The sequence below is a fragment of the Erwinia sp. JH02 genome (assembly GCF_013074405.1).
In the GTDB taxonomy this organism is placed as follows: Bacteria; Pseudomonadota; Gammaproteobacteria; order Enterobacterales; family Enterobacteriaceae; genus Erwinia; species Erwinia rhapontici.
In genome coordinates this window covers 228,985-255,218 of record NZ_JABANZ010000002.1, presented here as the reverse complement: position 1 = coordinate 255,218, position 26,234 = coordinate 228,985, and the positions used below count along the sequence as shown (strand labels likewise).

The following is a 26,234-nucleotide window of genomic DNA, read 5'->3' as shown; positions in this document are numbered from 1 at the left end:
GGCATGCCTGACCCGTTTTATCCCGCGATCGACGCCTCTTCTAACAACCACCGCCGAAACAACTCAATCTCAGCTTCTTCTTTACGGGCGGTTTTGACCATCATCCATGTCGCGCGATCCACCTCTGCAAACCCCAGCGGAGCAATCAAAGACCCGTCACGTATCTCTTTTTTGACCAGAATCTGCGGGGTCATAATAATTCCCATTCCGTTACGTGCCGCCTGAATCGCCAGCGTCAGATTATCGAAATGACGTCCCGCCCAAAAATCGCCTCTTGCCCCGGTTTTCTTTGCCCACTCCGCCCAGGCATGCAGTTTGGTATCGGCATGTAGCAGTGGCAGAGTGGAAAAATCTGTCTCGTAGGTAAAGCGATGACTGAACTTCGGGGCGCATACCGGGCCAATATAGTCGACGGTAATCAGCGTGGCGGTAATATCCTCCTGCAACGGCTGCTCGTGGCTGACAATAAGCACATCGGTATGCTCGCTGCGCACCCGCTCAATATCAACATGGGTCTGAAAGGTGAGGGCAATATCGCTGTGCCGTTCTGAGAAACGACTGATACGCGGGATCAGCCACTGTGCCAGAAAGCTGGGGGCACAGGAGATGGTCAGGCTGTGCAAATTGCGTGCGCGAATTTTCTCACAGGTCAATTCGATCTCGCGAAAGGTCTGTATGCAACACACTTTTAGCCGTTCGCCATCCGGGGTCAACTGCACCCGTCCGTTCACCCGTAAAAATAACGGTTTGCCTAGCCACTCTTCTAACTGTTTGATTTGGTGGCTAACAGCGCTGTGCGTCACGTTTAGCGATTGCGCCGCCAGGCTGAAGCTTTGATGCTGTGCTGCCTGATGAAAGTAGCGCAGGGCACGCAGTGAAGGAAGGCCAGACATAATCATACCTTGTTAGAAAAACTAACAAGGAGTGTCTGTTTATATCATTTTCAAGTCCAGCATAATTTCCCTACTCTGGCTTCCAGGTCGGGGTGCTGTCCTGTCAGCCACCAGCAAACGCCCCCTTCTGGTTTCTCTCGTTACACAGCCGTATTTTCCCCTTGTCAGCCCACGATTACATTCATCATCAATGCGAAGGAAAGGAAAATGACAAATCAGCATTCTGTAAAAACACAGCTCGTCATGTTTACCGGCGGTCGTGATAGCACCCTGGCAGCGTGTTATCTGATGTTACAGGGTATCCCTGTACACCTCTGGTCAGGAAACAGCGGATGTTCACTGCATCGTGGCATTTTGTCGCACCGTGTTGATGAATTGAAAAGCCGGTTTGGCGACTTAGTCGTCGCCCATACCATTGCCGATATCAGCGGTGCTTTCCGTTCAATTGCGATTGAACACCTGGAAAGTGACATTCTGAAATATCGTAAAAACCTGGTGCTGCTGGGAGAGAAACTGGCAATCCATGCCCATCTGGTCGATTTCTGCCACCGCAACGACATTAACACCATTAATGATGGCATCACCCATTATCAGATGGAATTCCCGGAGCAGCGTCAGGTAGCGAAAACCTTCCTGATGGAGATGATGGCGCAGTACGACATCAACTATCAGTCGCCGATTTATGAGTTTGCTCAGTCAGCGGATGACGTGAAATACCGCCTGCTGCAGCTGGGGATTTCGACCAAATCGCTGGAAGGGATCAGCATTTTCGCCGACAGCTTCTCGACGCCGAATGATGAGGTGATCCTCGCATATCTGCATGACAAAGCGCCACTGGCACACAACATCGTCCGTTTCCTGTCAGGTGAAACCCTGATGACGCCTGTGCTGAAAACCAGCGCTGCTGCCTGAATCTGAACGTCAGAGGTGGCGTAGCCTGCGGGTTACGTCACCCGGAGTCTGAGATGAAAATAATCGTTAAATGCGCGGCCATTATTATTTATCAGCGTTCGCTGTTATTGACCCGTAAACGCGGCACCGAGATTTTTATCTCCCCCGGCGGTAAGCCACATGCGGGAGAAGACCATCTGAGTTGCCTGAAGCGTGAGCTTCAGGAAGAGCTGGGTGTGCAGATTAAAGGCTTCCGGCCTTTTGGCCTGTTTCATGGTCAGGCCGAATTTGAAGCCATGGCGATAGAGAACCATGTCTACCACGTTGAAATCGACGGGCAGCCGCGCGCAGGCAGCGAAATCGAAGAGATTGCCTGGGTGAATTATCGCAGGCCTCCCTGTGAAATCGCGGTCGGATCGATCTTCCGTGACAACGTTATGCCACTGCTTTTCCAGCAAGAGTTGATAAATTAATGGACGCATCCTCACTTTCCCCTCAGTTACAGCAGATCCATGGCGATCGGTTTTATAAGCGAGTTTCTATGCTGAAAGATGAACTCCGGGAAGAGTTAACCCGCATATATCAGCTGCAAGAGTACGATCTGTTTTTTGTTCAGTCGGTTCGCGTTGGACTGGTGATCTTATCGCATCTGTTTCATAAGCAGGAAACCACGCTGTGCCTGGCCAAACATGCGCACTATCAGCCCATCACTGAGCTGTTCAGCCCTCCGGCCTCACATTTTACCGAGCCTGGCAGCGTGCGTATCATTACTCACGTCAATCCGTATACCGGTGAACTCAACAGTCTGAAAAACAGTAAAGGTAAAGGCGTAGTGGATGCCTCGCACAGTTTTGCCACCAACCGCCACGGTGAGCTGATTGCGGACAGTTCCATTTTTGTCGCCCCTCTCCATAAACATGCCTCGTTAACTATCGGTCTGGCGATTATTGCCCTGCGTCCCGAGGACTTTAGTACCCTGATGCGCAGTGAGTTGCGTTTGTTTGAAGAGTCCACCTCGTCGGCAAAACCACTGGAAGAAGCACTGCAAAACATCCGTAGCACCCAATGGCAGCCGTATAACGTGGCGCAGGTTGGGCCTGTGCAGCTGAACGATGTCGCAGGTATGGATTTCACCTCAATCAGTGCACCGGATTTGCCCTTTAGCTGTTTCCCGGTACCTGCGCTCAGCGAGAGTCTGCAACAGCAGGTGAAAGCAGCAGGGGCCAGCTATTTCCCTCATGCCAAAACCCTGCGTTTGTCGTGCTGGGTAAGGGGTGACGGCAGTGAGCCTGTCGATATGACGGAACAGGTAGAAAACAAACTGAGCACCCTGTGGGAGGCAAAATGAAAAGTACCTTTGCCGTGAATGGCAATATGATTGGCATCATGGGCGGTGTGATTCTCAGTACGGATTCGGTGTTTATCCGCATGATGGGCATTGAAAATTCCTGGCTGATTGTGGCCCTGCGCGGCCTTTGCATGTGGGGTGTCTGCCTGCTGATGTGGGCCTTTTGGCGCCAGAGCCGCTCCACTCTTGGCACGCCGTGGCTGACCAAAGACAATGTGCTGTCGGCGCTGTTTTTTTGCATCGCTTCCGCCTGCTTCGTTAATGCACTGAACCGGGGCAATGTGGCCACGGTACTGGTGATTATCTCTTCAACGCCGTTTATTTCGGCCCTGATTACCCGGCTGTTCTTCAAAGTGGCTATCGATCGCAGCGTGATGCTGGCATCACTGGCGGGCATTGTTGGCGTGGTGATTGTGATGTCAGGCCGTGGTCTGGGCCATAATGGCATCGCCAATGTTTATGCGCTGGGCACGGCAGTCTCTATGGCACTGGCGTTTATCTTTACCTCACGCGTTAGTGGTGGCTCGGCGGGTTTACCGTCATTGGGGGCGGTGCTGGCATCGGTGTTGATTGTGCTGTGGCCGGACTCAAACATGGTCGATAGTCTGAAAGTGTTGTCGGCTGCGCAATATGGGTGGGTGATCGCGGAAGGGGCGTTAATTATGCCGCTGGCGATGGGGTTAATCACGTTATCCACGCGTTTTGTCTCTCCGGCCAATGCCGGGCTGTTTTTACTGCTTGAAACTGCGCTGGCGCCATTGTGGATGTTTCTATTTATGGACGAAATCCCAACAATTCAGGCAGTTATTGGTGGTGCAATTATTATCGTTGCGGTGATTTCTCAAACGCTGTATGCCCGCCGACAGGTATCGCTACAACGTTACGCGGATGCAGGATAACCGCGCCCTTCCTTGTGGATAGCGGGCCAAAATGGTATGTTCTTGCCCTCAGATAAAGTGATCAATTAAGCGATTCGCAAGGGGATTTACGCAATGCGTATTATTCTGCTCGGAGCTCCGGGTGCAGGTAAAGGGACTCAGGCTCAGTTCATTATGGAGAAATACGGTATTCCGCAGATCTCTACGGGTGACATGCTACGCGCCGCTGTTAAAGCGGGCTCGGAGTTGGGTCAGAAAGCCAAACAGATTATGGACGACGGTAAACTGGTGACTGACGAACTGGTTATCGCGCTGGTCAAAGAGCGTATTGCTCAGGAAGACTGCCGTAATGGTTTCCTGCTGGATGGCTTCCCACGCACCATTCCTCAGGCTGATGCCATGAAGGAAGCGGGCATTAAAGTTGACAACGTGCTGGAATTCGCCGTCCCTGACGAACTGATCGTTGATCGCATCGTCGGTCGCCGTGTCCATGCGCCGTCTGGTCGTGTCTACCACGTCACCTACAATCCGCCAAAAGTGGAAGGTAAAGACGATGTGACCGGCGAAGAACTGACCATCCGTAAAGATGACCAGGAAGCGACCGTACGTAAACGTCTGGTGGAATACCATGAGATGACGGCTCCGCTGATTGCTTACTACAGCAAAGAAGCGGCCGAAGGTAACACGGCTTACCACAAGATCGATGGCACCCGTAAAGTGGCTGAAGTTAGCGCAGAGCTGGCCAAAATCCTCGGTTAGTGCTTTTTGAGCCAGGGATAACCTGGCTCAATGACAGCAATTGGTTTATCCCCCGCTTTTTTCCGCTAGAATAAGTCTCGTTTTCATCTCCGACGATGCCGTAAAAAGGAATAACAATGAGGCAAGATAAGCCTGGCGTATTACTGGTTAACTTAGGCACACCTGATGCCCCAACGACACCTGCCGTAAAACGTTATCTTAAACAGTTCCTTAGCGATAGACGAGTGGTCGATACCCCGCGCTGGTTGTGGTGGCCGATCCTGAATATTGGCATTCTGCCGCTGCGCTCTCCGCGAGTAGCAAAACTGTATGCTTCCGTCTGGATGGACGAAGGTTCTCCGCTGATGGTTTACAGTCAGCGTCAGAAAGCAGCGCTGGCCGCGCGGTTGGATATGCCGGTGGAGCTGGGGATGAGCTATGGCAATCCGAGCCTGAAAAGTGCTATCGATAGTCTGATGCAGCAAGGGGTGAATCGCCTTATTGTCCTTCCGCTCTATCCGCAGTTCTCCTGTTCGACCGTCGCGGCGGTATGGGATGGTATTACCGACGTGTTCGCCGGTTACCGCAGCCTGCCAACCGTGCAGTTTATCCGTGATTATGCGGAACATCCGGCCTATATTGCTGCCTTGAAAGCCTCGGTAGAACGCTCTTTTGCCCAGCACGGCAAGCCTGACCTGCTGGTCACCTCGTTCCACGGTATCCCGCAACGCTTCGCCGATGAAGGTGATGATTATCCCGAGCGTTGCTATGACACCTTTAACGCGCTTACGGCCTCACTGGGGCTGGGCAGCAGCGAAGCGATGCTGACGTTCCAGTCACGTTTTGGACGTGAGCCGTGGCTGATGCCTTATACCGATGAAACCATGAAATCCCTGCCCGCCAAAGGCGTGAAGCATGTGCAGATTATGAGCCCGGGCTTTTCATCTGACTGCCTGGAGACGCTGGAGGAGATTAACGGTGAGAACCGTGAGATCTTCCTCCATGCGGGGGGGACGCGTTTTGAATACATTCCGGCGCTGAATGATGATGAAGCTCATATCACCATGATGCTGGAGCTGGTCAACCAGTACCGCTAAAACAGGGGAGGCCATGTTCTCCTCTGTGATCGTCACAGAGCGCAATTGTGCTATGATTGCGCTCTGAGCCCCTTCTGTAGCCTGCAATGATGAAATTCCCCGGTAAACGTAAATCCAAACATTATTTCCCCGTCAGTGCGCGTGATCCCTTACTACAGCCGGTTCAGCCGGAAAACGATGCGGCCAACAGCTGGATTGTCGGTATTGATCAGATTCTCGTTGATATTGAAGCCAAAGTGGATGATGGCTTTGTGGCGCGTTATGGCCTGAGCCTTGGGCATTCGCTGGTGATTGAGGATGATGTGGCCGAGGCGCTGTATGCCGAGTTGGTTGATAATAACCTGATCACCCATCAGTTTGCCGGTGGCACGATTGGCAATACGCTGCACAACTATTCGGTACTGGCGGATGACCGCTCGGTGCTTCTGGGCGTGATGTGTAATAACGTGCAGATTGGCGGTTACGCTTACCGTTATCTGTGTAATACCTCCAGCCGAACCGATTTGAACTATTTGCAGGGTGTGGACGGGGCGATCGGCCGTTGTTTCACGCTTATCGGCGATAACGGTGAGCGTACCTTCGCCATCAGCCCGGGGATGATGAACCAGTTGCGCCCACAAAGCATTCCCGAAGAGGTGATTGCCGGAGCATCTGCACTGGTGCTGACCTCTTATCTGGTGCGCTGCAAGCCTGGCGAGCCGATGCCGGAAGCGACCATGCAGGCCATCCACTGGGCAAAGAAACATAACGTCCCGGTGGTGCTGACGTTGGGAACCAAGTATGTGATTGCCGATAATCCGCAGTTCTGGCGTGATTTCCTGCGTGATCATGTCTCTGTGGTGGCCATGAATGAAGATGAAGCTTTCGAGCTGACCGGTGAACGCGATCCGTTGCAGGCGGCGAATAGTGCCCTCGACTGGGTGGATCTGGTGCTGTGTACTGCCGGACCAAACGGCCTGTATATGGCGGCCTTTACTGAGGAATCTGGTAAGCGTACCACGCAGCATCCGCTGTTGCCGGGGGCGATCCCGGAGTTTAACCAGTATGAGTTCAGCCGCGCCATGCGCCATCAGGACTGCACCCAGCCGCTGCGTATTTTTTCCCATATCGCACCTTATATGGGCGGGCCGGAAAAGATCATGAATACCAATGGTGCCGGGGATGGCGCACTGGCGGCGCTGCTGCACGATATTACCGCCAACAACTTCCACCGTTCGAATGTGCCGAACTCCAGCAAGCATGGACGGAGTTACCTCACCTACTCCTCGCTGGCACAGGTATGTAAATACGCTAACCGGGTAAGCTATCAGGTGCTGAACCAGCATGCACCGCGCTTAACCCGTGGGTTGCCGGAGCGGGAAGACAGTCTGGAAGAGTCATACTGGGAACGATAGGGCAGGGAAAAACCAAACGGCTGAAAACGCATTTCGTCGGGTGCCAATCATCGGCAGGGGGCGACCGGAAAAAAGGGTCGCACCCGACAATACTCTGTAGGGGCCGATCTTCTACATCGATCGGCCCGTAGTATTTAAATAGGGCACTCAGCCGGGGTTTCCACCGGGCTCAACAGCAGCAAATTCAGCATACTGTTGGCAATTTCCCGCTCGCCCATCACCACACGGTCTGCGCCACGCTCCATAATATAATCCACCTCGTCGTCATAATGCGCACGGGCGATAATCTCAATATTCGGGCGCGTTTCGCGAGCAGCAATGACAATCTCTCCGGCTTCATAACCGTTAGGAATGGTCAGCAACAGCCAGCGTGCACAGTCCAGACGCGCCAGCTCCATAATATCGCCACGCGCGGCATTGCCCAGTACCGCTTTGATCCCTTGCTCACGCAACGCCTCGACGCGTGGACGGCTGTTCTCCACTACCACAATCGGAATACCGGCTTCCATCAGGCGGCTGCCCAGCAGGCTGCCTACGCGACCAAAACCGACAATCACCGCGTGATTGCACAAATCCACCGGGATCTGCTTCTCTTCTTCGATGGCTTCTTCCATCGTCTGTTCTTCAATGGTCTCAGTCTTTTTCAGGTAGCGTTCCAGCAGCACAAACAGAATCGGATTCAGCATAATCGACAGAATTGCCCCCGCTAGCACCAGATTGCGCCCGCTGTCCGGCAGCAGATTCAGGGAGATACCCAGGCCGGCAAGAATAAAGGCGAATTCACCGATCTGTGCCAGGCTGACGGAGATGGTCAGCGCGGTGCGCTTGGAGTGACCGAACAGCATCACCAGGAACAGCGCCACTAATGACTTGCCTAAGACGATAATCGCCAGTGCACCCAGCACCGCTAGCGGCTGCTGGATCAGGATCATTGGGTCAAACAACATGCCAACGGACACGAAGAACAGCACGGCGAAAGCATCACGCAGCGGCAACGTATCGTGCGCGGCCCGGTGGCTCAGCTCCGATTCGTTCAGCACCATACCGGCAAAGAAAGCCCCAAGTGCAAAGGAGACATCAAAGAACTCGACGGCACCGAAGGCAATACCCAGCGCCAGCGCCAGCACGGAAAGAGTGAACAGTTCGCGTGAACCGGTCGCAGCACTGCGCGCAAGGATCCACGGCACCACGCGTTTTCCCACCACCATCATCAGCACCATAAACGCCGCCACCTTGCCGATGGTAATCAGCAGGTCGAACAGCACCATCGTGACGCTGGCTTTACCTTCTTCAAACAGCCCGGCAATCGCAGGCAGCAGCACCAGTGCCAGCACCATCATTAGGTCTTCCACGATCAGCCAGCCGATAGCAATCTGCCCGCGCTGACTGTCAATTAACTGTCGCTCTTCCAACGCACGCAGCAGCACCACGGTACTGGCGGTTGAAAGGCAGAGTCCGAATACCAGACCCGTCATCATTGGCCACCCCAGTGCCCACGACAGCCCCATGCCTAACAGTGTGGCAGCGGCGATTTGTGCAATGGCACCCGGGATGGCGATGGACTTTACAGCCATCAGATCTTTCAGGGAGAAGTGCAGACCCACACCGAACATCAGCAGGATCACACCCAGTTCGGCCAGTTCCGGTGCCAGATTGGTATCAGCAACAAAACCTGGGGTAAAGGGCCCGGCGAGCACGCCAGCTAACAGATAACCGACAAGAGGAGAGATGCGCAGGCGATTAGCCAGCATACCGAAGAGGAAGGCCAGAACTAAGCCTCCTACAATGGTGGTGATAAGCGGGGTGGTGTGGTGCATGCCTGTCTCCTTTTGTGTGCATACTCAAGAGACTTCAAGTTGTAACGACGTTGGCAGTGCCGGCTCACAGGACTGACTATGCTCCAGGAGACCCGCAGGCTTGCCGTTTTTCAGCAACTTAAATTATCCAGAGTGTAAATGTGTCCAGTTGTAAGTTTTCAGTGTATGGCATATTACAGGATGACGCTTGTCATTATTGGTTATAACGGCAAAAAATCTGAATCATTGAGAGAAAGTTCGCACAGAGTGCGATTTTAGACAGTTATCAGTGTGCAGGTCAGACGTTACAAGCCGGTGACCCGGTGCCAATTGCATTGATTCGCACCGGGATGGGACTATTTATGTCGGTTATCAGGCAGGAAAGCCGTCAGAATTCCAAGAAGTGGCAGATAAGCGCAGATTTGATAGACCAGTTCAATGCCCTGATGATCGGCGACCACACCCAATACGGCGGCACCCAGCCCACCCATGCCAAAGGAAAAACCGAAAAATAGCCCGGAAACCATACCGATACGGCCCGGCATCAATTCCTGGGCGTAGACCAGAATGGCGGAAAACGCCGACGCCAGTACAAAGCCAATCACGACTGACAGCGCACCGGTCCACCACAAGTTGGCATAAGGTAACATCAACGTGAAGGGGGCAACGCCAAGAATAGACACCCAAATCACTCTTTTTCGACCGATTTTATCGCCAATCGGGCCGCCAATGACCGTGCCCGCCGCGACGGCAAACAGGAAGATAAACAGATGTAGCTGGGCATTCTGCACGGAAAGCCCGAATTTATGCATCAGATAGAAGGTGTAGTAGCTGCTCAGGCTGGTGAGATAGAAATATTTTGAGAAAACCAGCACCAGCAAAATCGTGATGGCAAAGGCCACCTGACGACGAGGCAGCAGGCTCACTGCCGGGGCAGTCTGACTTTTGGCAACGCGGTTCTGGTTCTGATACCAGCGGCTAATCTGCAACAGTACGACAATCCCCAGCAGGGCGGCCAGCGAGAACCAGGCGACATTACCGCGACCATAAGGGGCGATAATCAATGCAGCCAGCAGCGGCCCAAGAGAACTGCCAAAGTTACCGCCTACCTGAAACAGTGACTGTGCAAGCCCATGGCGTCCACCGGAGGCCATTCTTGCCACGCGCGAAGATTCTGGATGGAACACCGAGGAGCCAGTGCCAACCAGCGCTGCTGCCACCAGGATCATCGGGAAAGTACTGGCCATCGACAGCAGCACCAGCCCACAAAGGGTGAATCCCATACCCACAGGCAACGACCAGGGTTGCGGGTGTTTATCGGTAAAGTGGCCAATCAATGGTTGTAGCAGAGAGGCTGTCATCTGATAGGTCAGGGTGATCATACCGATCTGCACAAAACTCAGCGAAAAGTCTTCGCGTAACAGAGGATAAATCGCCAGAATCAACGACTGAATCATATCATTAAGCAAATGGGCAACGCTGATCGCGCCAAGTATGCCAAATGAGGTACGCCGGACCGGCGTCTTTGAAGAGGAAAGGGTGTGTTCGCTTGCCATTAAGTTAACCTGTCATTGTCTTGTGTTTTTATAGGGTGCAGAAAGCCCTTAGCTTGCTAATAACATAAGGTACAGTAATTATCTTTTAGCGTTAAGCCTGCGGCATAATCATACCCGTCAAATATTTTGGGTATCAGCCATTCATTTTCTGTTGTCAGAGTTGTTCAACAAGGAGGGTCACAGTGCCATTATTGAAAAGAAGTTTCGCCAGCGTTCTGACGGTGGCGTTATTAAGCACCCCATTGATGGCCCAGGCGTGGGTGAAAGACCGGACTTATAAGTTCACGGTGCTTCACACCAACGATCATCACGGGCGTTTCTGGAATAACGAACAGGGCGAATATGGCCTGGCGGCGCAAAAAACCATGATGGACCAGATCCGTTATGACGTGCAGGCGCACGGCGGTGCTGTCCTGATCCTCTCGGGCGGTGACATTAATACCGGCGTGCCGGAATCTGATTTGCAGGACGCGGAACCCGATTTTCGCGGGATGAATCTGATTGGCTATGACGCAATGGCGATTGGAAACCATGAGTTCGATAATCCGCTCTCCGTGCTGCGTCAGCAGCAGAAATGGGCTAAATTCCCGCTGCTCTCCGCCAATATTTATCAGAAAAGCACCGGAAAGCGGCTGTTCCAGCCTTACGCCCTGTTTAACCGTATGGGGCTGAAAATTGCCGTTATTGGCCTCACCACCGACGATACGGCGAAAATCGGCAACCCGGAAAACTTTACCGACATCCTGTTCCATAAACCGGCAACCGAAGCAAAAGCGGTGGTCGAACAGCTGCGGGCGAAAGAGAAGCCCGATGTGATTATCGCGGCCACACATATGGGCCATTACGACAACGGTCATCACGGATCGAATGCGCCGGGTGATGTGGAAATGGCGCGTGAACTGCCAGCCGGTTACCTCGATATGATCGTGGGAGGGCACTCGCAGGATCCGGTGTGCATGGCGAAAGAGAATGTGAAGCAGGCTGACTATGTGCCCGGAACACCCTGTACGCCCGATCGCCAGAACGGTACCTGGATTGTCCAGGCTCACGAGTGGGGGAAATACATCGGCCGTGCGGACTTCACCTTCCTGAACGGCAAGCTGACGCTGGATCACTATGAGCTGGTGCCGATTAACCTGAAGCATAAAGTGAAGAATGCTGACGGCAGCACCACCTGGGTCAATTACACCCCCGAGATCGCGAAAAACCCGGCCATGCAAAAACTGCTGACTCCGTTCCAGAAAAAGGGTGAGGCGCAACTGGGCGTGAAAATCGGCAGTGTTAACGGACGGCTGGAGGGCGATCGCAGCAAAGTGCGTTTTGTGCAGACCAGCATGGCGCGTCTGATTCTGGAAGGACAGATCGAACGGACCAAAGCTGACTTTGCCATCATGAGCGGCGGCGGTGTGCGTGACTCGATTGAGGGCGGTGCCATCACTTATAAAGATGTCCTGAAAGTGCAGCCTTTTGGTAATACGCTGGTGTATGTCGATATGAAAGGCAGCGAAGTTGAGAAGTATCTCGCAGTAGTGGCCAATAAACAGGTTGATTCAGGTGCCTATGCACAGTTTGCGCGCGTCAGCCTGACGGCAGACGGCACCGGCGTCAGTAACATCCTCATCAACGGTAAACCGCTGGAAGCGGATAAAACCTATCGCATGGCCACCCTGAGTTTTAATGCCACGGGCGGTGATGGCTATCCGCTGGTGAATAAGCTGCCAGGCTATGTGAATACCGGTTTTGTGGATGCCGAAGTGCTGAAACAGTACATCCAGAGTCACTCTCCGCTCGATGTGGCGAAGTATCAGCCTGCCGGGGAAATTGTCTATCAGAAAGCAGAAGTGAAATCAGAAGAGAAGGCACCGGAGAAAGCAGCAGAAAGCGAGAAACCGGCAGACCCTAAACAGTGGCGTCCGGCGAAACTGGATACGGCGAAGCAATAACGGTGTTACCCATGGGGTCGACGACTTTTTCCGGTCGACCCCAACAACAACCTCTGCGCAGTGCCATTAACCATGTTTGTTCACTGGCTGTGGCTGGCGTGAATTCATGATGCGCTCACGTACTTTGTCATAGACCCAGTTATACGCCATGGTGTAGGGCAGGAAGAACAGGAAGAAGGCGATTTCAATGATCAACGCCTGCCACAGACTGATACCCAACATCCAGGCTGCCAGTGGCAGACCGATCAGAATAAAGCCGCCCTCAAAGCCCAGTGCATGCAGAATACGCAGGCCGATACCGCGAGTCACTTTTTCGCGCGGCCACAGACGATCAAATCCGGCGTTATAAATCATGTTCCATATCATCGCTACCGTCGACAGCATGATGGCCAGCGCACCCATCTGAAACAGGGGTTTATCCATAATCCACGCGGCTAAAGGTGACACCAGTGCAATCGCCAGCACTTCGAAACCTGCGGCATGGAAAAAACGTTCTTTTAGCGTACGACCAGACATACATCCTCCTTAATTTTCTATGGACGCTATTTTCCACGTTTTATTTGCTAAGATAAAATGACTATCCATCGATAAAAGCGATACATCTTTGCGTTACTCACCGGAATCACTGGAAGCTTTTGTGCAAACCGTGGAAAGCGGATCCTTCTCGGCGGCGGCGCGTGCGCTGCGCAAAAGCCAGTCAACCATCAGTACGGCAATAGCAAATCTTGAAAACGATCTGGGCTTTACACTGTTCAGCCGTGAGCTACGTAACCCGGTATTGACTGAAAACGGGCAGCGTGCGCTGGCGCAGGTCAAAGAGATCCTCAATGCATCAGCAAAATTGGACGAGCTGGCTATTCGGCTTTCCGGCGAAATAGAGCCCTGTCTGCGACTGGCGATCTCCGATTTCTGGCAGGCTGATTATCATGAGTCACTGCTACAACGCTTTGATAGTCGCTATCCGGATATCGAATTCGAATGCATGATTGCCGAAGATGCCGACGTAATTGATCTGTTAAACAGCCAGCGAGCCCATATCGGCGTGGTGCGGGTGCAGGAGCATTATCCGTCGGACATTTGCGTGAAACGCCTGCAAGTAGAAGCGCAGATGGCGATTTTTCTCCATCAGGATCATCCGCTGGCGCAGCAGGATAAGGTGACTGAGCAGGAGCTGAAAGGGCTGCGCCAGCTTCGGCTAAATACCTGGGTGGAGCGCACGCCTGCGCCGACCGGAAAAGTGTGGCTGGCGCAGTCTTATCTGTTGTTGCTGGAAATGGCTGAACAGGGATTCGGCTGGAGTATTCTGCCGCGCTGGCTGACCCAGCAGTTTGGTCACCAGACACTGCGTGAACTGCCGGTGGACGGCTGGCCGCAGAGTATTCAGGTTGATGTGATCTGGTCACGCCGTACGCCACCCGGCCCTGCAGGGCGCTGGATGATCGATCAGTTGCTGGCCCAGCGCTCTGCGTAAAGCCGCGTTAATCGCCGCGTTTGGCGATATCGGCAAAGCTGGCATTAAGCAGTTGCGCCAGATCCTGCGGCTTCAGTTCAATATCCAGCCCGCGCTTGCCGCCGGAGACGAAGATCGTAGCAAACGGCTGCGCAAGGTGGTCAATCACCGTTGGCAGGCGCTTTTTTTGCCCTAAAGGACTGATGCCGCCAAGTAAATAACCCGTGCTGCGCTGGGCAAACAATGGGTCAGCCATCTCGACCTTTTTCGCTCCCAGCGCTTTGGCGACTTTCTTTAAATCGAGCTGCCCGGCCACCGGCGTCACCGCCACGGCCAGCGTTTTATTATCGCCATTCAGCGCGACCAGCAGGGTTTTATACACCTGATCCGCATCGAGATTCAGCTTGCGTACTGCTTCGTCTCCGAAGTGGGTTTCGCTGCTGTCATGCTCATAAGAATGCAGCGTAAAGGCGACTTTTTGCTTTTCCAGCAGTTTTACCGCAGGTGTCATAGTCACTAACCTTCTGTCGTATTTTCCATGAACGAGTGAACAATTGATGAACAAAAATGCTGGCGAAATATTACGCTTTGAGCGACAATCTTGCCCGCGTCAGCGTAACCGCTGAGACGATAACAAAAATCATAAATATGTCCTTATTGACGGGCCGATAGAGATATCGGCCTTTTTTTTATCGCTGAATCAGCAGACCTGGCAGATTTCCCTCGCCGTAAAGGTGCAGGGCACCCACCGCAACCACATAGCGCCCGGGTGGCAGCTGGCGTAAAAACTGGCACCACTGTTGATTACGCTGATGCATTAACAGGTCATTCAGACTGCTGCTGAACGTGCTGGGCAAGGCCAGTTTTCCGATGCTGCCCGGTGGGGCTTCCAGCCACCAGCTCACCATGGTTTGCAGCAGGCGTGCATTGGTTTGCCAGTGCTGTAGCGTATCTTCGAGTAACGGCAGGCCGTTGTCCGGCAGCGATTTCAGCAGTGCCAGCTGGGTTTCCGGCCCTTCCAGCTCAATCACTTTTTTCTGCCGTTCACGCGCCGCCTGGAGCAGTTGATAGTCGATACCGCAGTCGGCGCGTAGCCCAAGACGTTGCGCCTGTTGCGCCTGAAGCATGAGCGCCACCTGCCAGGCGGGCAGCGTATCGACGCGCTCCGGGTCGATGCTTAACTCTTCACAGCGGCGTTGCAGTTGTGGCCACTGCTCTGCAGAAAGGCGTTCAGCCAGCGGCGGACAACTCTCACTTTCACTGAAGGGGGATGCCCCGCCGGTGATATCCGCTTCAACAATCAGAGCATCGGCCTGCTGTAGCCGTTCATACAGCACCGCTGGCAGGGGCATCATATTGCGGGTACCCATATGAATGCTGCCCACCAGATGCAGATGTCGCTGACCCAACGTGATATCGAGGGCCGGGTAGCGGTAACTTACCGACCACAGCCTGCGCCACAACATCTGAAATCTGTGCAAAAGATTTGCCATCGTTTTCTGCCTCATGCTGTCAATCACACTATGCTAGCGTGATAAGTCGCTGACGGACAGGGCAAAACGCAGCACTCATTAGCCGACTTACGATTGCGGCGGGCGGAAGCGGATCAGACGATTAGCATTACTCACCACGGTAATGGATGAAAGCGCCATCGCCGCGCCCGCCACCACGGGACTGAGCAGGGTCCCCGTCAGGGGATACAGCACCCCGGCCGCAATCGGGATGCCACAGGCGTTATAAATAAATGCCCCAAGCAGATTTTGTTTCATATTGCGAAGCGTCGCCTGGGAAATCGCCAGAGCATCGGCCACCGCATTCAGGTCCTGACGCATCAACGTAATCGCCGCTGTCTCGATGGCCACATCGCTGCCGCCACCCATTGCGATCCCCACATCAGCCTGCGCAAGGGCCGGAGCATCATTGATGCCATCACCAATCATCGCCACCTGCTGGCCCTGTTGTTGCAGGGCGCGGATCGCATCGGCTTTGCCTTCCGGCAACACCCCGGCAATCACACGATCGATACCTGCTTCACGCGCAATGGCATTGGCCGTAATGGCGTTATCGCCTGTCAGCATCACCAGCTGATAACCGCGTTTATGCAGTCTTTGTAGCGCACTGACGCTCTCTTTACGCAGAGGATCACGGATGGCAAACAGGGCGACAATTTCCCCTCCGGCTGCCAGCAGTACTGGGGTAGCGCCGCTTGCTGCCTGCTGTTCCACCTGCCCGGTGATCGCCCCGGTCGCGATTTGCTGCTGCGCCATCAGCGGTGGATTACCCAGCAGCAGCGGAGTGCCAGCGAGTATGCCGCTGACCCCCAGCCCCGGTATTGTATGAAATTGCTCAATCTCGGGCAGCGTCGCCAGAGCGGCGTACTCAATGATGGCGCGTGCCAGCGGATGGCTCGAACCCTGCTCCAGGGCCGCAGCCTGGCGCAGCACGGTCTGCCGGTCAGCCCCGTTAAACAGCAGGACTTCAACGACACGCGGCGCACCTTCGGTCAGGGTGCCTGTTTTATCAAAGACTAAGGTGCTCAGGGTGCTGGCACGTTGCAGGGCATCGGCATCACGCACCAGGACACCAAACTCGGCGGCACGACCAACGCCAGCAATAATCGACATCGGCGTAGCCAGCCCCAGTGCGCAAGGGCAGGCGATGATCAGTACGGTAGTGGCAATCACCAGGGTGTAGACCATCTGCGGTGCGGGGCCGACCAGATACCAGACAGCAGCGCTGAACAGGGCTATCGCCACCACCAGCGGGACAAACACCGCTGAAATTTTATCCGCCAGTTGGCCGATTTCCGGCTTACTGCTTTGCGCCTGGCGGACTAACTGAATAATACGCGACAGGGTGGTGTTCTTGCCGATGGCGGTGGCACTGAACAGCACGCTGCCGTCCTGCAATACCGTCCCGGCATGCAGCGCATCACCCGATGACTTCTGCTGAGGGATGGCTTCGCCGGTCAGCATGGCTTCATCCATCCAGGCTTCACCGCGCAGGATCGTGCCGTCGACCGGTACCCGATCGCCGGTGGTGACGCGCAGCGTCATCCCCAACTGCACGTCACTCAGCGGCAGGATCTGCTCACCGTTTTCCGTGACAACACGCGCTGTGGGCGGGGTCAGATCCAGCAATTTTTCCAGCGCTTTTGACGAGCGTTGGCGAGCGCGCTGCTCCAGCATATGGCCGAGATTAATCAGACCGATAATCATCGCACTGGCTTCGTAATAAAGATGGCGTGCCGCCATCGGAAACAGATCGGGCCACAGATTCACGGTGATGGAGTAAAGCCAGGCGGCGGCAGTACCCAGTGCGACCAGCGTATCCATGGTGGCGCTAAGGTTCAGCAGGCTGCGCCATGCGCTGCGGTAAAAATGCCCCCCGGCGATGATCATGACCAGCAGGGTCAGTACGCCCACCACCAGCCATCCACTGCGGTTGTCGGCGGTCAGCATCATATTGTCGCCGATCATTCCCCATCCCATCAGCGGGATACCCAGCGCCAGCGCCAGGATCGCCTGCCAGCGAAAACGTTTTACCGCAGACTGCGCGGTTTGCTGCTGTTTTTCCCGACGTTTCACGTCATCTTCAATGATTTCCGCACCATATCCTGCACGGCTCACGGCGTCGATGAGTGCGGCGGGGGAAGCCGAACCCAGCACCAGCGCGCTGCGTTCGGCAAGGTTAACCCGCGCCTGGCTGACGCCAGCGACATTTTGCAGCGCACTCTGTACGCGGCTAACGCAGCTGGCGCAGCTCATGCCGTCAATCAACAGCTGGTAGCTGTCGGGATCGGAAGCGGGAGTCGTTGCCGGAAGCTCTGGCAGGGACGCTGTCAGCGCTTCCGGCTGAGGTTCTGATTCTGTCAGCGTATCAGGCTTTGGGTGAGAAGCCCCTTCTGGCAGGCTGGCGTGATAACCCACCTGTTCGATGGCGGCAATCAGCGCATCGGCGCTGGCATCACCGGTAATGCGGGCTTCCGTCACCGTGACGTCCGCCTGCTCCACGTCGTCACGCTGTTCCAGCGCTTCTTTAACCCGTTTAACACAGTGGCCGCAGGTCAGTCCGTCCAGCGCCAGTAACGTGGTGTGTGTCATGATTTTCTCCTGAGTGAATATGTCACCGAAGCTCAGGTTAAACCTTCCCGCAAGGGTAAGGTCAAGCCAGTGTAACGATATTTATCCCCAGGCCTGAGGGCATAAATAACCGGATTTACATCTGGATCTGCCTTTCCCGAGCACGTAAACTGTTTCAGCTTATTACTCAGGCGCAGCGTCACCTTTAGCCGGGTATTATCAGACAGGGAGGCGTCTGCAATGAATTTTATATTACTACCTGAAAATGCCATTTTTCTTATCACCTTCGCGTTGATCCTGTTATTTGGTCTGGTGGAAATTCTTGCCATTATATTTGGCATGAGTGTTTTCTCACATACTGATACCCTGCTGTCGCCGCATATTCATGCCGGTGAGTCTTTATTTTCTCAGGGGCTGGACTGGTTAAATATTGGCAAAGTCCCTTTATTCATTCTGTTTATTCTCTTGCTGTCCTGCTTTTCTATCAGCGGAATGGTTTTACAGTGGGCACTGCTGTACGCGCTGGGCAAACCTCTTCCTGGCGGGCTGGTGGCGTTACCAGCGGGCGTAATCTCTGTGCTTTTCGTGCGAAAAATAAGCGCCGTCCTTGCGCGTTTTTTACCACAATACGAAAGCAGCGCACTGTCTGAAGAGAGTTTTATTGGCTGTATGGCGACCGTGGTGGGAGGAACGGCCAGCATGGGGCATCCTGCCCAGTGTCGGCTGGTCGATAAGTTTCAGCAAACGCATTATTTACGCGTACAGCCAGACAGCGAGGATGACATTTTCTCCCCTGGCGAGACCATTATCATTACGGCGCGTCTCACCTCATCTTTATTCGAAGGGATGTCTCATCCCTGGTCTGAACATCGGTAACACTGCCTCACACGTCTATTTTTAACTAAGGGATTGTAATGGAAGAAGTGACAAACATTGATAGTTGGTATTTCTGGGGTGAAATTGCATTAGCCGTTTTTGTCGTCCTTATTATTGTGGGGATTATATTCTCCCGGCTGTATAAAAAAGCCTCTGCGGAACAATCCTTTGTCAGAACTGGTCTGGGAGGACTAAAAGTGGTTCTTAGCGGCGGTTCCATTGTTCTGCCGGTATTTCATGAAATTATTCTGATTAACATGAATACGCTAAAACTGGAGGTGAGCCGTTCTAAAGTGGACAGCCTGATCACCAAAGATCGTATGCGTGTTGATGTCGTTGTCGCTTTTTTTGTGCGGGTAAAACCGACGGTGGAAGGTATTTCAACCGCGGCTCAGACGCTGGGGCAACGTACTTTATCCCCTGAGGATCTGCGCATCCTGGTGGAAGATAAATTTGTTGATGCGCTGCGTTCGACCGCGTCACAGATGACGATGCAGGATTTGCAGGATACCCGTGAAAAATTTGTCCAGGGGGTACAAAACACGGTGGCGGAAGATCTGAGCAAAAATGGTCTTGAGCTGGAAAGCGTTTCTCTGACCAATTTTAACCAGACCTCGAAGGAGTTTTTCGATCCGAATAACGCCTTTGACGCCGAGGGTCTGACCAAGCTGACGCAGGAAACGGAGCGCAGACGCCGGGAACGCAACGAAGTTGAGCAGGATGTTGAAGTTGCCGTGCGTGAAAAAAACCGTGATGCCCTGGCGCGCAAGCTGGAAATTGAACAGCAGGAATCTTTCATGTCTTTAGATCAGGAACAGCAGATCAAGACACGCAGCGCCGAACAGTCCTCGAAAATTGCGACCTATGAGGCCGAACGTCGCCGCGAAGCAGAGCAGAGCCGGATCATGTCCGAACGTCAGATCCAGGAAGCGGAAATTGAAAGTAAGCAGGTGCTGAAAACCCGCGAAGTGGAAGCCAGCCGGGACGTTCAGGTCAAAGAGATTGAACAAACCCGTGTCACTGAAATTGCACAGCAGGATAAAGCCATTGCGATTGCGGCAAAATCTGAACAGCAATCTCAGGCCCAGGCGCAGGCTAACCTTGCGCTGTCAGAAGCCGTGAAAGCCGAACAAAACGTGGTGACCACCCGTGAAACCGCGGAGGCCGATCGTGCCAAACAGGTTGCCCTGATCGAGGCCACTCAGGACGCTGAAACCAAAGCGGTACAGTTAACCCTGAGTGCCCGTGCAGAGAAAGAAGCCGCAGAATTGCAGGCGGCGGCCATTATTCAGCTGGCAGAAGCAACGCGCAGAAAAGGCCTGGCGGAAGCGGAAGCCCAGCGTGCGCTGAATGATGCCGTTAATATGCTCTCCAGCGACCAGACCAGCCTGAAATTTAAACTTGCTCTGCTACAGGCGCTGCCAGCGGTTATTGAAAAATCCGTGGAGCCGATGAAAGCCATTGAAGGCATCAAAATCATCCAGGTGGATGGTTTAAATCGCACCTCAGGTGGGGCTTCCTCGGGGACTGCCACGATGGCCGGGGGAAATCTGGCGGAACAGGCGCTGTCTGCTGCACTCTCTTATCGTGCCCATGCGCCCATTCTGGACTCATTGCTGAAGGAAGTGGGTCTGGCAGGAGGATCGCTCAACGATCTGACGGCGGGACTAGTGGCGGCCCAGGCGAGTGACAGCGATCAACCCGCAGCAAACGATGAGGCACCTTCTTCGCCTGCCAGTGCGGAGGTTGCCGTTCCTTTGGCTTCTTCACCTCCCGTCGAATCACTGACATCCGCGAAATTTACCCCCCTTATCTGACCTCAATCCTCCTGGTCACCCACCAGGGGGATTGTTAACTCTGACTCATTACTAATGCTGTCAGCCAGATGCCAATGCCAAAGGAGGTATGGGCGACCAGGCTGCGCCAGCGTACGGTCCAGGGGGCAGGGGTGTTGGCCGCCGCAAAGCCGAAGCCAAACGCAGGCTGCATCAGGCAATACGGTGCGACTACGCTGACTATCCCCATCAGCAACGCGGGCAGGAATGTTGGCGCCGAAAGCCATTGTGGGCCGACGAGGACAATCAGCAGCACAGAGAACATTATCCCCGTCAAGTAGTGTGCTCCCCAGCCGACGGCCACTTCACCCCTGACCAGAGTGGCTTGCAAAATGGTGCAGTGGCTAAACGTCCCATGACGCATATGCCCCAGCCAGCGCCCGACCAGCCGATAGTCCAGAGAGGGGATTTTGAATAACTGCTTTTGCAATAATGCCCAGAGATCCATCACCAGTGTTGCGCCGGTTCCCAACAAAACAGCTTGCCCTGCCAGCATTAAACTCTCCTGCATCGTGCCGTCCTCTTCACGTGTTTATTTTGTCGACTGTCTGTGATTGGCATGCAGGATGTCAAAGTAAACGGCAGCAACCTGTACCAAAGTAGAGGGGACGAAGACCTGTTGTTTGACTGGGGCAGAAAATTGGATTAGTTATGGATCCTGCTTAAGCCGCCCGGAGGAATAATGAATATCAGCGACGTGGCAAAGAAAACCGGATTAACCAGCAAAGCGATCCGTTTTTATGAAGAAAAAGGGCTGGTGACGCCGCCGCTGCGTACCGAAAATGGCTATCGCAGCTACAGTGCCAGACACCTGGAGGAGCTGACGCTGCTGCGCCAGGCCCGCCAGGTCGGGTTTAATCTGGATGAGTGCCGCGAGATGGTCAGCCTGTTTAACGATCCTGAACGCCACAGCGCCGATGTGAAGGCGAGGACGCTCAGCAAAGTGCGGGAGATCGAAGTTCATATCAGTGAACTCCAGCTAATGCGCCAGAAGTTGCTCGATCTCGCCGCCAGTTGCCCGGGCGATGACAGCGCCGAGTGCCCGATCATTAATCACCTGGCCGGATGCTGCCACAGCGCTAAGCAGGGTTAAACGTCGCGACGGACAATGCGTAACGTGATCCCTTCGACCGCTACCACGGTGATCTGCGTACCGGCGGGCAAATCTTCCTCTGCCTGGACGCGCCAGTTACCATCACCAATACGCACATGCCCGAAGCCATTGACCAGCCCGGCATCCAGCGTCAGCTGGCGGCCAATCATCTGCTGACCCCGCTGATTCAACGTCGAAGGAGGATTTCGGCGGTCGCGGTGCTTAAGCCAGCGATACCACCACAGTGCAGCGAGAATGGTCAGTACGGCAAAACTCAGCCCCTGCCACTCCCACGGCATCGGCACCAGCCACACCAGCAGGCTGACCAGCACGGCAGCAACGCCGCTCCACAGCAGATAACCACTGGCACCCAGCATCTCCGCCGCCAGCAGCAGGCCGCCGAAGGTCAGCCACAGCCACCACGGGTTGGCGAGCAGTTCATCGATCATCGGCGGTTACGCTCCGCTTTGCTTTCGCCCAGCAATTCGCTGATCCCGGCAATAGATCCCATCAGGCTGCTGGCTTCCAGCGGCATCATCACCACTTTACTGTTGCTGGAGGAGCCGATGTTTTGCAGGGCATCAGTATATTTCTGCGCTACAAAGTAGTTAATCGCCTGAATATCCCCGGCGGCAATGGCTTCAGATACCATTTTTGTTGCCTGCGCTTCGGCTTCAGCACTACGTTCACGCGCTTCCGCAGCAAGGAATGCAGACTGACGTTCACCTTCTGCTTTCAGGATCTGCGACTGTTTTTCCCCTTCAGCACGCAGGATCGCGGCCTGGCGAACCCCTTCCGCTTCCAGAATATCGGCACGCTTGGTTCGTTCGGCTTTCATCTGGGCGTTCATCGAGGCGATCAGTTCAGCCGGTGGGCGAACATCGCGGATCTCAATACGGGTAATTTTGATGCCCCATGGGTTGGTCGCTTCATCGACAATATGCAGCAGGCGGGTATTGATGTTGTCACGTTGCGACAGCATTTCATCCAGTTCCATCGATCCCAGCACGGTACGCATGTTGGTCATCGTCAGGTTGATGATTGCCAGCTCAAGATTGCTGACCTCATAGGCGGCGCGCGCCGGGTCAACCACCTGAATAAAGCACACGGCATCAATGGTGACGCTGGCGTTATCTTTAGAGATGATCTCCTGCGAGGGGATATCCAGCACTTGTTCCATCATATTGATTTTACGGCCCACGCGATCCATAAACGGGATCACCAGATTCAGGCCGGGCTGGAGTGTATTGGTATAGCGGCCGAAGCGTTCAACGGTCCACTGAAAACCTTGTGGGACGATTTTGATACCTGACCAGACGAGGATCAGGGCCAGAATGATAATGACGGGAATCACAGCCAACATAAAAATAACCTCCAGATTGTTATTATTCATCACTTTACTGGGCGACCCTTTAGCCCGAACGCCCCTTCGACACTCGAATCCGTCCACCAGAGCACAGCGCTACCGGGTTGCACCTTATCTGATGATATTGTAACACCCATGACAGCGCCATCCTGCTGTTGTTGGTATTGTTAGCGCTTAACTCTTTTGTCTGGTGAACTGGAAAGAGAAATCAGCAATGTAGCTGCCCTCGGCCTGTGCGATCGCTTTTGACAATGCCTGGTAATAGGGCTCAAGCCCAATCGCTTCAATCTCCGCAATTTTGTCGCGAATAGGGGCGCAGAACAGGGCCGGATTGCCTGCGGCCTGGCGCTTATTGTTGACGGGCAACTCGTTGGTCACTGCTTTCATCGCGGTACGCAGTGCCTGGCGATAGCTGCCTGGCACCTTATTCACATTCTCAGATGCCGTCAAAACGTTGAGGGTGGGGAACTCATCTGCCATTACCGCAGACTTAAGCCTGTCGAAGAACTGCTGAAACAGCTGGAATGACCCCAGATCGGTGACTTTGGGTTTGGTTGATTTACCGTTGGTGTTTCCCACCGTCCTGGTGACTTCCTGATGAGGTGAGGTTGTCTTGTGAAGTTGAAGGTCAAAAAGGTAATCCGCGTGCTTTCTGCGCTCCTGCAGATCCGGGAACTTCTCATTGAAGGCTTTGATGAACTCAGGAGCAGGCAGATCGGCCAGCGCATGATTATCCAGCCAGTCGGACCGCGCAAACAGGGCTGGCTTAATAAACCAGGCGGGGACAGGTTCAGAGAAACGTACCGACTGACCTTTGCGGTCAAATTCGACGAACTCTGCACCTTTTTCGAAAGCGAAGCAGCAGTTTTTAAAGCTGATAATGGTGTCATTAATGATCAGCGCATCTTTGACAAACTTTGCCACCTCAGCACTCATCACAAATGCTGTTTTTTTGTCACTATCACGAAGGACATAGTTCAAATCGGCCACTGACTTCACGCCAGGCTCAAGATCAAACTCAAAGAAAATATGTGACATATTATTAACTTCCTGTTTCCCGGGGGAAGTCATAATATCATATCTTCGAGTGTGAAAGTCAGCGGCCTGTGAGCGAAGAACAGGGCAACGCAATGCAGAGACTTTTTAATAGACTGCCTTCGTTAAAATCCGATTTTAAGGTCAATTCCGGTGCTGTCACGTTTCATCGTGAGCTTTGCATCATCCCGGGCAACAACGCTGACCACCACAGACTTCAGATCATCCATACTCAACGTCATCAGACGGGCATTCAGCAACAGAATCGTCCTTAACATTTCATCCCCGAACTCTGATGAGATGTGATCCATCATCCGGTGATGTTTCTCAACGTTTACCTTGTCTTCAATCGGCTGTGAAAATCGGGTCATTGCGTTACCCCATGGGATAATTTCGTTAATGTTGCCTGACAGGCCCGAACAGAGACCATCTGTCGTTCAAGCAGTTCCGCATAATTAATCTGTTCTGCAGCAGACCCTCGCTCCAGTTTTATCGTAAGCGAGAGTGCGTGGCTCGCTGCCTGTGAAAGTTGCAGGCAGGCTGAAAGATGTTCTTTTCGATACTGTTCGCTGTCCGAGAGCGCCTTAAGCAAGATCGAACGCGCTTCTGCAATCAGCGCCAGGTGTTCCGGTATCATTTGAGTCACTCTCCATTGTCGTTTCGAAAGGGGTCAGGTGATGACCTGACCCATTGGAAAAGCCTGTGCACTTTTAGTGGAAGTGCGAATGACCACCGAAACCTTCGGAGCGCGAGTTGTCATGGCCGTAACCGTGACCACCAAAAGCGGCACTGTGCGCATTATCGCCACCGCGATTGCCAGAACCACCGTGTGAAGCATGGCCGCCCTGACCTCCGGCGTTACCTTTGCCGGTAGCGAACGTGATTTTCGAGACGGAGACGGGTTTATTTAAGATGACTGAGGGCATCGACTGGACGGGTGTTTTGACACCGATGTTCACTGCCGGGCTCAGTGTCGCCATTGGCTGGCGGGCCATTCCGGACATTTTAATGGCCTGCTGATCCCGTACTGCCTGCTGCGCATCGAAGTTAGCAATGGCGGCATCACGCGCAATCCGGGCGTGATCCACCATTTTCTGCTGCTGCATCTGCTGACCCAGTTTATCAGCAGTGGCATTGCGGTTATAGGCTGTCGCCTCTTTGGCTCTTCTGTCTGCATCAGCCTGACGGGCATCCGCCAGCGCCACTGCCATATCTGAGTTTTTCCGCTGGTTCGGGCCAATGGCCGCTAATGAAGGGGTCAGGGTCGCCATTGGCTGGCGGGCCATTGCGCCCAGTAAACGGTCATCATGGTTGACGCGTTCCTTACTCTGGGCAACCGTATTTGCCAAGTCGGCCGCCTTAGCATCGGTTTGCTGCTGTTGTACCTGATTGCGATACGTTGTTCCGTTGACTTGTCTCTGTGCAGCCCGACGGTCGGCACGGATCTTGTCACCTTGCATTGCTAAAGAGTCATTGAAAGATCCATCGGCGTTAAAGCGACCTGTTCCATCATTGCTGTCCGTTTCGTTGTAATGTGCCAGATTGTCTTTTTCTTGATCCTGCAACTGATGCAGAGTTGATACTGCATCATTAAAGGCGTGGGACTGATCTTCAGCAGACGTATTAAAAGAGGAGAGAACGGCCAGGGCAGTAAGCGCGATCATCGTGCGTTTCATGATTTTTTTCCAGTAGATATGAAGAGTTAATAACGTTGCGATACCAGAATTCTGACACTGAACACGCAGATTTAACTGTCATTATCCTTTTGACTTTTATGTGGCTTTTTGTTCTGTGGTGTGTCACTTTTTGTGACTTCGCTATGTGAGTAATGCTAGTCTTATTGTTGTCTCTGTTAATTGACTTTAGTCAATATTTTGACGGTATTTATAATTTCCCATAAGTCTTAATAGTGAGTGTTTGATTTTATTAGTCTTTAGTTAGTCTTGTGGGCGTCAGCGGTGCA

26 protein-coding genes are annotated in these 26,234 nt (G+C 53.6%); 12 read left to right on the top strand and 14 right to left on the bottom strand.

Annotated features, from left to right (window positions below; genetic code table 11):
- Positions 1 to 17: 17 nt before the first annotated feature.
- Positions 18 to 893 (bottom strand): LysR substrate-binding domain-containing protein, encoded by an 876-nt coding sequence (locus HHI26_RS05845; RefSeq protein ID WP_133845739.1) that lies wholly within the window; start codon positions 891 to 893, stop codon positions 18 to 20.
- A gap of 207 nt (positions 894 to 1,100) precedes the next feature.
- Here HHI26_RS05845 and HHI26_RS05840 point away from each other — a divergent pair, with 207 nt between their 5' ends.
- The 7 genes from HHI26_RS05840 (at position 1,101) to HHI26_RS05810 (ending at position 7,239) form a co-directional block, all read left to right on the top strand.
- Entirely contained in the window at positions 1,101 to 1,805 is a 705-nt protein-coding gene (locus HHI26_RS05840; protein ID WP_159337506.1) for a hypothetical protein, read from the top strand.
- A 53-nt stretch (positions 1,806 to 1,858) separates the two neighbouring features.
- The gene (locus tag HHI26_RS05835) at positions 1,859 to 2,257 is read left to right on the top strand and encodes an NUDIX domain-containing protein (protein ID WP_133845737.1); all 399 of its coding nucleotides are present in this window, start codon (positions 1,859 to 1,861) and stop codon (positions 2,255 to 2,257) included.
- Complete coding sequence (locus HHI26_RS05830; protein WP_133845736.1) at positions 2,257 to 3,132, top strand: DUF6024 family protein; 876 nt, start codon at positions 2,257 to 2,259, stop codon at positions 3,130 to 3,132. The genes HHI26_RS05835 and HHI26_RS05830 overlap by 1 nt, the downstream gene beginning before the upstream one ends.
- Positions 3,129 to 4,031 carry a DMT family transporter gene (locus tag HHI26_RS05825; RefSeq protein ID WP_133845735.1) on the top strand — a complete coding sequence of 301 codons (903 nt, stop codon included), beginning with the start codon at positions 3,129 to 3,131 and terminating at the stop codon, positions 4,029 to 4,031. The genes HHI26_RS05830 and HHI26_RS05825 overlap by 4 nt, the downstream gene beginning before the upstream one ends.
- A 93-nt stretch (positions 4,032 to 4,124) precedes the next feature.
- Positions 4,125 to 4,769, top strand: coding sequence for an adenylate kinase (gene adk / locus HHI26_RS05820; RefSeq protein ID WP_133845734.1), 645 nt, complete (start codon positions 4,125 to 4,127; stop codon positions 4,767 to 4,769).
- A 116-nt stretch (positions 4,770 to 4,885) separates the two neighbouring features.
- A complete protein-coding gene (gene hemH, locus HHI26_RS05815) occupies positions 4,886 to 5,845 on the top strand; it encodes a ferrochelatase (RefSeq protein WP_133845733.1) in 960 nt (319 codons plus the stop codon).
- Between the two features lie 89 nt (positions 5,846 to 5,934).
- Positions 5,935 to 7,239, top strand: a complete 1,305-nt coding sequence (locus HHI26_RS05810; protein ID WP_133845784.1) for an inosine/guanosine kinase — start codon at positions 5,935 to 5,937, stop codon at positions 7,237 to 7,239.
- 134 nt (positions 7,240 to 7,373) lie between these two features.
- Here the strand turns inward: HHI26_RS05810 and ybaL are convergent, their stop codons facing one another.
- Both ybaL and HHI26_RS05800 read right to left on the bottom strand, forming a co-directional pair.
- On the bottom strand, positions 7,374 to 9,056 hold the full coding sequence (gene ybaL, locus HHI26_RS05805) for a YbaL family putative K(+) efflux transporter (RefSeq protein ID WP_133845732.1): 1,683 nt from the start codon (positions 9,054 to 9,056) through the stop codon (positions 7,374 to 7,376).
- Between the two features lie 335 nt (positions 9,057 to 9,391).
- A complete protein-coding gene (locus tag HHI26_RS05800) occupies positions 9,392 to 10,591 on the bottom strand; it encodes an MFS transporter (protein WP_159337505.1) in 1,200 nt (399 codons plus the stop codon).
- Positions 10,592 to 10,773: 182 nt separating this feature from the next.
- On the opposite strand from HHI26_RS05800, the gene ushA reads away from it, so the two are divergent.
- The gene (ushA, locus tag HHI26_RS05795) at positions 10,774 to 12,534 is read left to right on the top strand and encodes a bifunctional UDP-sugar hydrolase/5'-nucleotidase UshA (protein ID WP_171148776.1); all 1,761 of its coding nucleotides are present in this window, start codon (positions 10,774 to 10,776) and stop codon (positions 12,532 to 12,534) included.
- Between the two features lie 66 nt (positions 12,535 to 12,600).
- On the opposite strand, the gene HHI26_RS05790 is transcribed toward ushA, so the two are convergent.
- Entirely contained in the window at positions 12,601 to 13,050 is a 450-nt protein-coding gene (locus tag HHI26_RS05790) for a multidrug/biocide efflux PACE transporter (protein WP_133845729.1), read from the bottom strand.
- An 88-nt stretch (positions 13,051 to 13,138) separates the two neighbouring features.
- On the opposite strand from HHI26_RS05790, the gene HHI26_RS05785 reads away from it, so the two are divergent.
- Positions 13,139 to 14,005 (top strand): LysR family transcriptional regulator, encoded by an 867-nt coding sequence (locus HHI26_RS05785; protein ID WP_133845728.1) that lies wholly within the window; start codon positions 13,139 to 13,141, stop codon positions 14,003 to 14,005.
- Positions 14,006 to 14,012: 7 nt separating this feature from the next.
- Here the strand turns inward: HHI26_RS05785 and ybaK are convergent, their stop codons facing one another.
- From ybaK to copA, 3 genes are all read right to left on the bottom strand, one after another.
- The gene (gene ybaK / locus HHI26_RS05780) at positions 14,013 to 14,495 is read right to left on the bottom strand and encodes a Cys-tRNA(Pro)/Cys-tRNA(Cys) deacylase YbaK (RefSeq protein WP_133845727.1); all 483 of its coding nucleotides are present in this window, start codon (positions 14,493 to 14,495) and stop codon (positions 14,013 to 14,015) included.
- A gap of 178 nt (positions 14,496 to 14,673) precedes the next feature.
- Positions 14,674 to 15,477 (bottom strand): TraB/GumN family protein, encoded by an 804-nt coding sequence (locus tag HHI26_RS05775; RefSeq protein WP_133845726.1) that lies wholly within the window; start codon positions 15,475 to 15,477, stop codon positions 14,674 to 14,676.
- A gap of 87 nt (positions 15,478 to 15,564) precedes the next feature.
- Positions 15,565 to 18,087, bottom strand: a complete 2,523-nt coding sequence (gene copA, locus HHI26_RS05770) for a copper-exporting P-type ATPase CopA (protein WP_171148775.1) — start codon at positions 18,085 to 18,087, stop codon at positions 15,565 to 15,567.
- 219 nt (positions 18,088 to 18,306) lie between these two features.
- Here copA and HHI26_RS05765 point away from each other — a divergent pair, with 219 nt between their 5' ends.
- Together HHI26_RS05765 and HHI26_RS05760 are read left to right on the top strand one after the other, a co-directional pair.
- Positions 18,307 to 18,942 carry an OB-fold-containig protein gene (locus HHI26_RS05765; protein WP_133845724.1) on the top strand — a complete coding sequence of 212 codons (636 nt, stop codon included), beginning with the start codon at positions 18,307 to 18,309 and terminating at the stop codon, positions 18,940 to 18,942.
- A 38-nt stretch (positions 18,943 to 18,980) separates the two neighbouring features.
- Complete coding sequence (locus HHI26_RS05760) at positions 18,981 to 20,759, top strand: flotillin family protein (RefSeq protein WP_159337500.1); 1,779 nt, start codon at positions 18,981 to 18,983, stop codon at positions 20,757 to 20,759.
- Between the two features lie 34 nt (positions 20,760 to 20,793).
- Here HHI26_RS05760 and HHI26_RS05755 read toward each other — a convergent pair whose 3' ends face one another.
- A complete protein-coding gene (locus HHI26_RS05755; RefSeq protein ID WP_171148774.1) occupies positions 20,794 to 21,288 on the bottom strand; it encodes a DUF2938 domain-containing protein in 495 nt (164 codons plus the stop codon).
- 171 nt (positions 21,289 to 21,459) lie between these two features.
- Between HHI26_RS05755 and cueR the strand changes: the two genes are divergently transcribed.
- The gene (gene cueR, locus HHI26_RS05750) at positions 21,460 to 21,870 is read left to right on the top strand and encodes a Cu(I)-responsive transcriptional regulator (protein ID WP_171148773.1); all 411 of its coding nucleotides are present in this window, start codon (positions 21,460 to 21,462) and stop codon (positions 21,868 to 21,870) included.
- On the opposite strand, the gene HHI26_RS05745 is transcribed toward cueR, so the two are convergent.
- From HHI26_RS05745 to HHI26_RS05720, 6 genes are all read right to left on the bottom strand, one after another.
- Positions 21,867 to 22,319, bottom strand: coding sequence for an NfeD family protein (locus tag HHI26_RS05745; RefSeq protein WP_171148772.1), 453 nt, complete (start codon positions 22,317 to 22,319; stop codon positions 21,867 to 21,869). The two genes, cueR and HHI26_RS05745, sit on opposite strands and share 4 nt — an antisense overlap.
- Entirely contained in the window at positions 22,316 to 23,233 is a 918-nt protein-coding gene (locus tag HHI26_RS05740) for an SPFH domain-containing protein (protein ID WP_133845719.1), read from the bottom strand. Before HHI26_RS05740 ends, HHI26_RS05745 begins: the two co-directional genes overlap by 4 nt.
- A gap of 177 nt (positions 23,234 to 23,410) precedes the next feature.
- Positions 23,411 to 24,274 (bottom strand): hypothetical protein, encoded by an 864-nt coding sequence (locus HHI26_RS05735; RefSeq protein ID WP_171148771.1) that lies wholly within the window; start codon positions 24,272 to 24,274, stop codon positions 23,411 to 23,413.
- 122 nt (positions 24,275 to 24,396) lie between these two features.
- On the bottom strand, positions 24,397 to 24,642 hold the full coding sequence (locus HHI26_RS05730) for a hypothetical protein (protein WP_133845717.1): 246 nt from the start codon (positions 24,640 to 24,642) through the stop codon (positions 24,397 to 24,399).
- Positions 24,639 to 24,908 carry a hypothetical protein gene (locus tag HHI26_RS05725; RefSeq protein WP_159337498.1) on the bottom strand — a complete coding sequence of 90 codons (270 nt, stop codon included), beginning with the start codon at positions 24,906 to 24,908 and terminating at the stop codon, positions 24,639 to 24,641. Before HHI26_RS05725 ends, HHI26_RS05730 begins: the two co-directional genes overlap by 4 nt.
- Positions 24,909 to 24,981: 73 nt before the next feature.
- Entirely contained in the window at positions 24,982 to 25,947 is a 966-nt protein-coding gene (locus HHI26_RS05720; RefSeq protein ID WP_171148770.1) for a hypothetical protein, read from the bottom strand.
- Between the last annotated feature and the right edge of the window lie 287 nt (positions 25,948 to 26,234).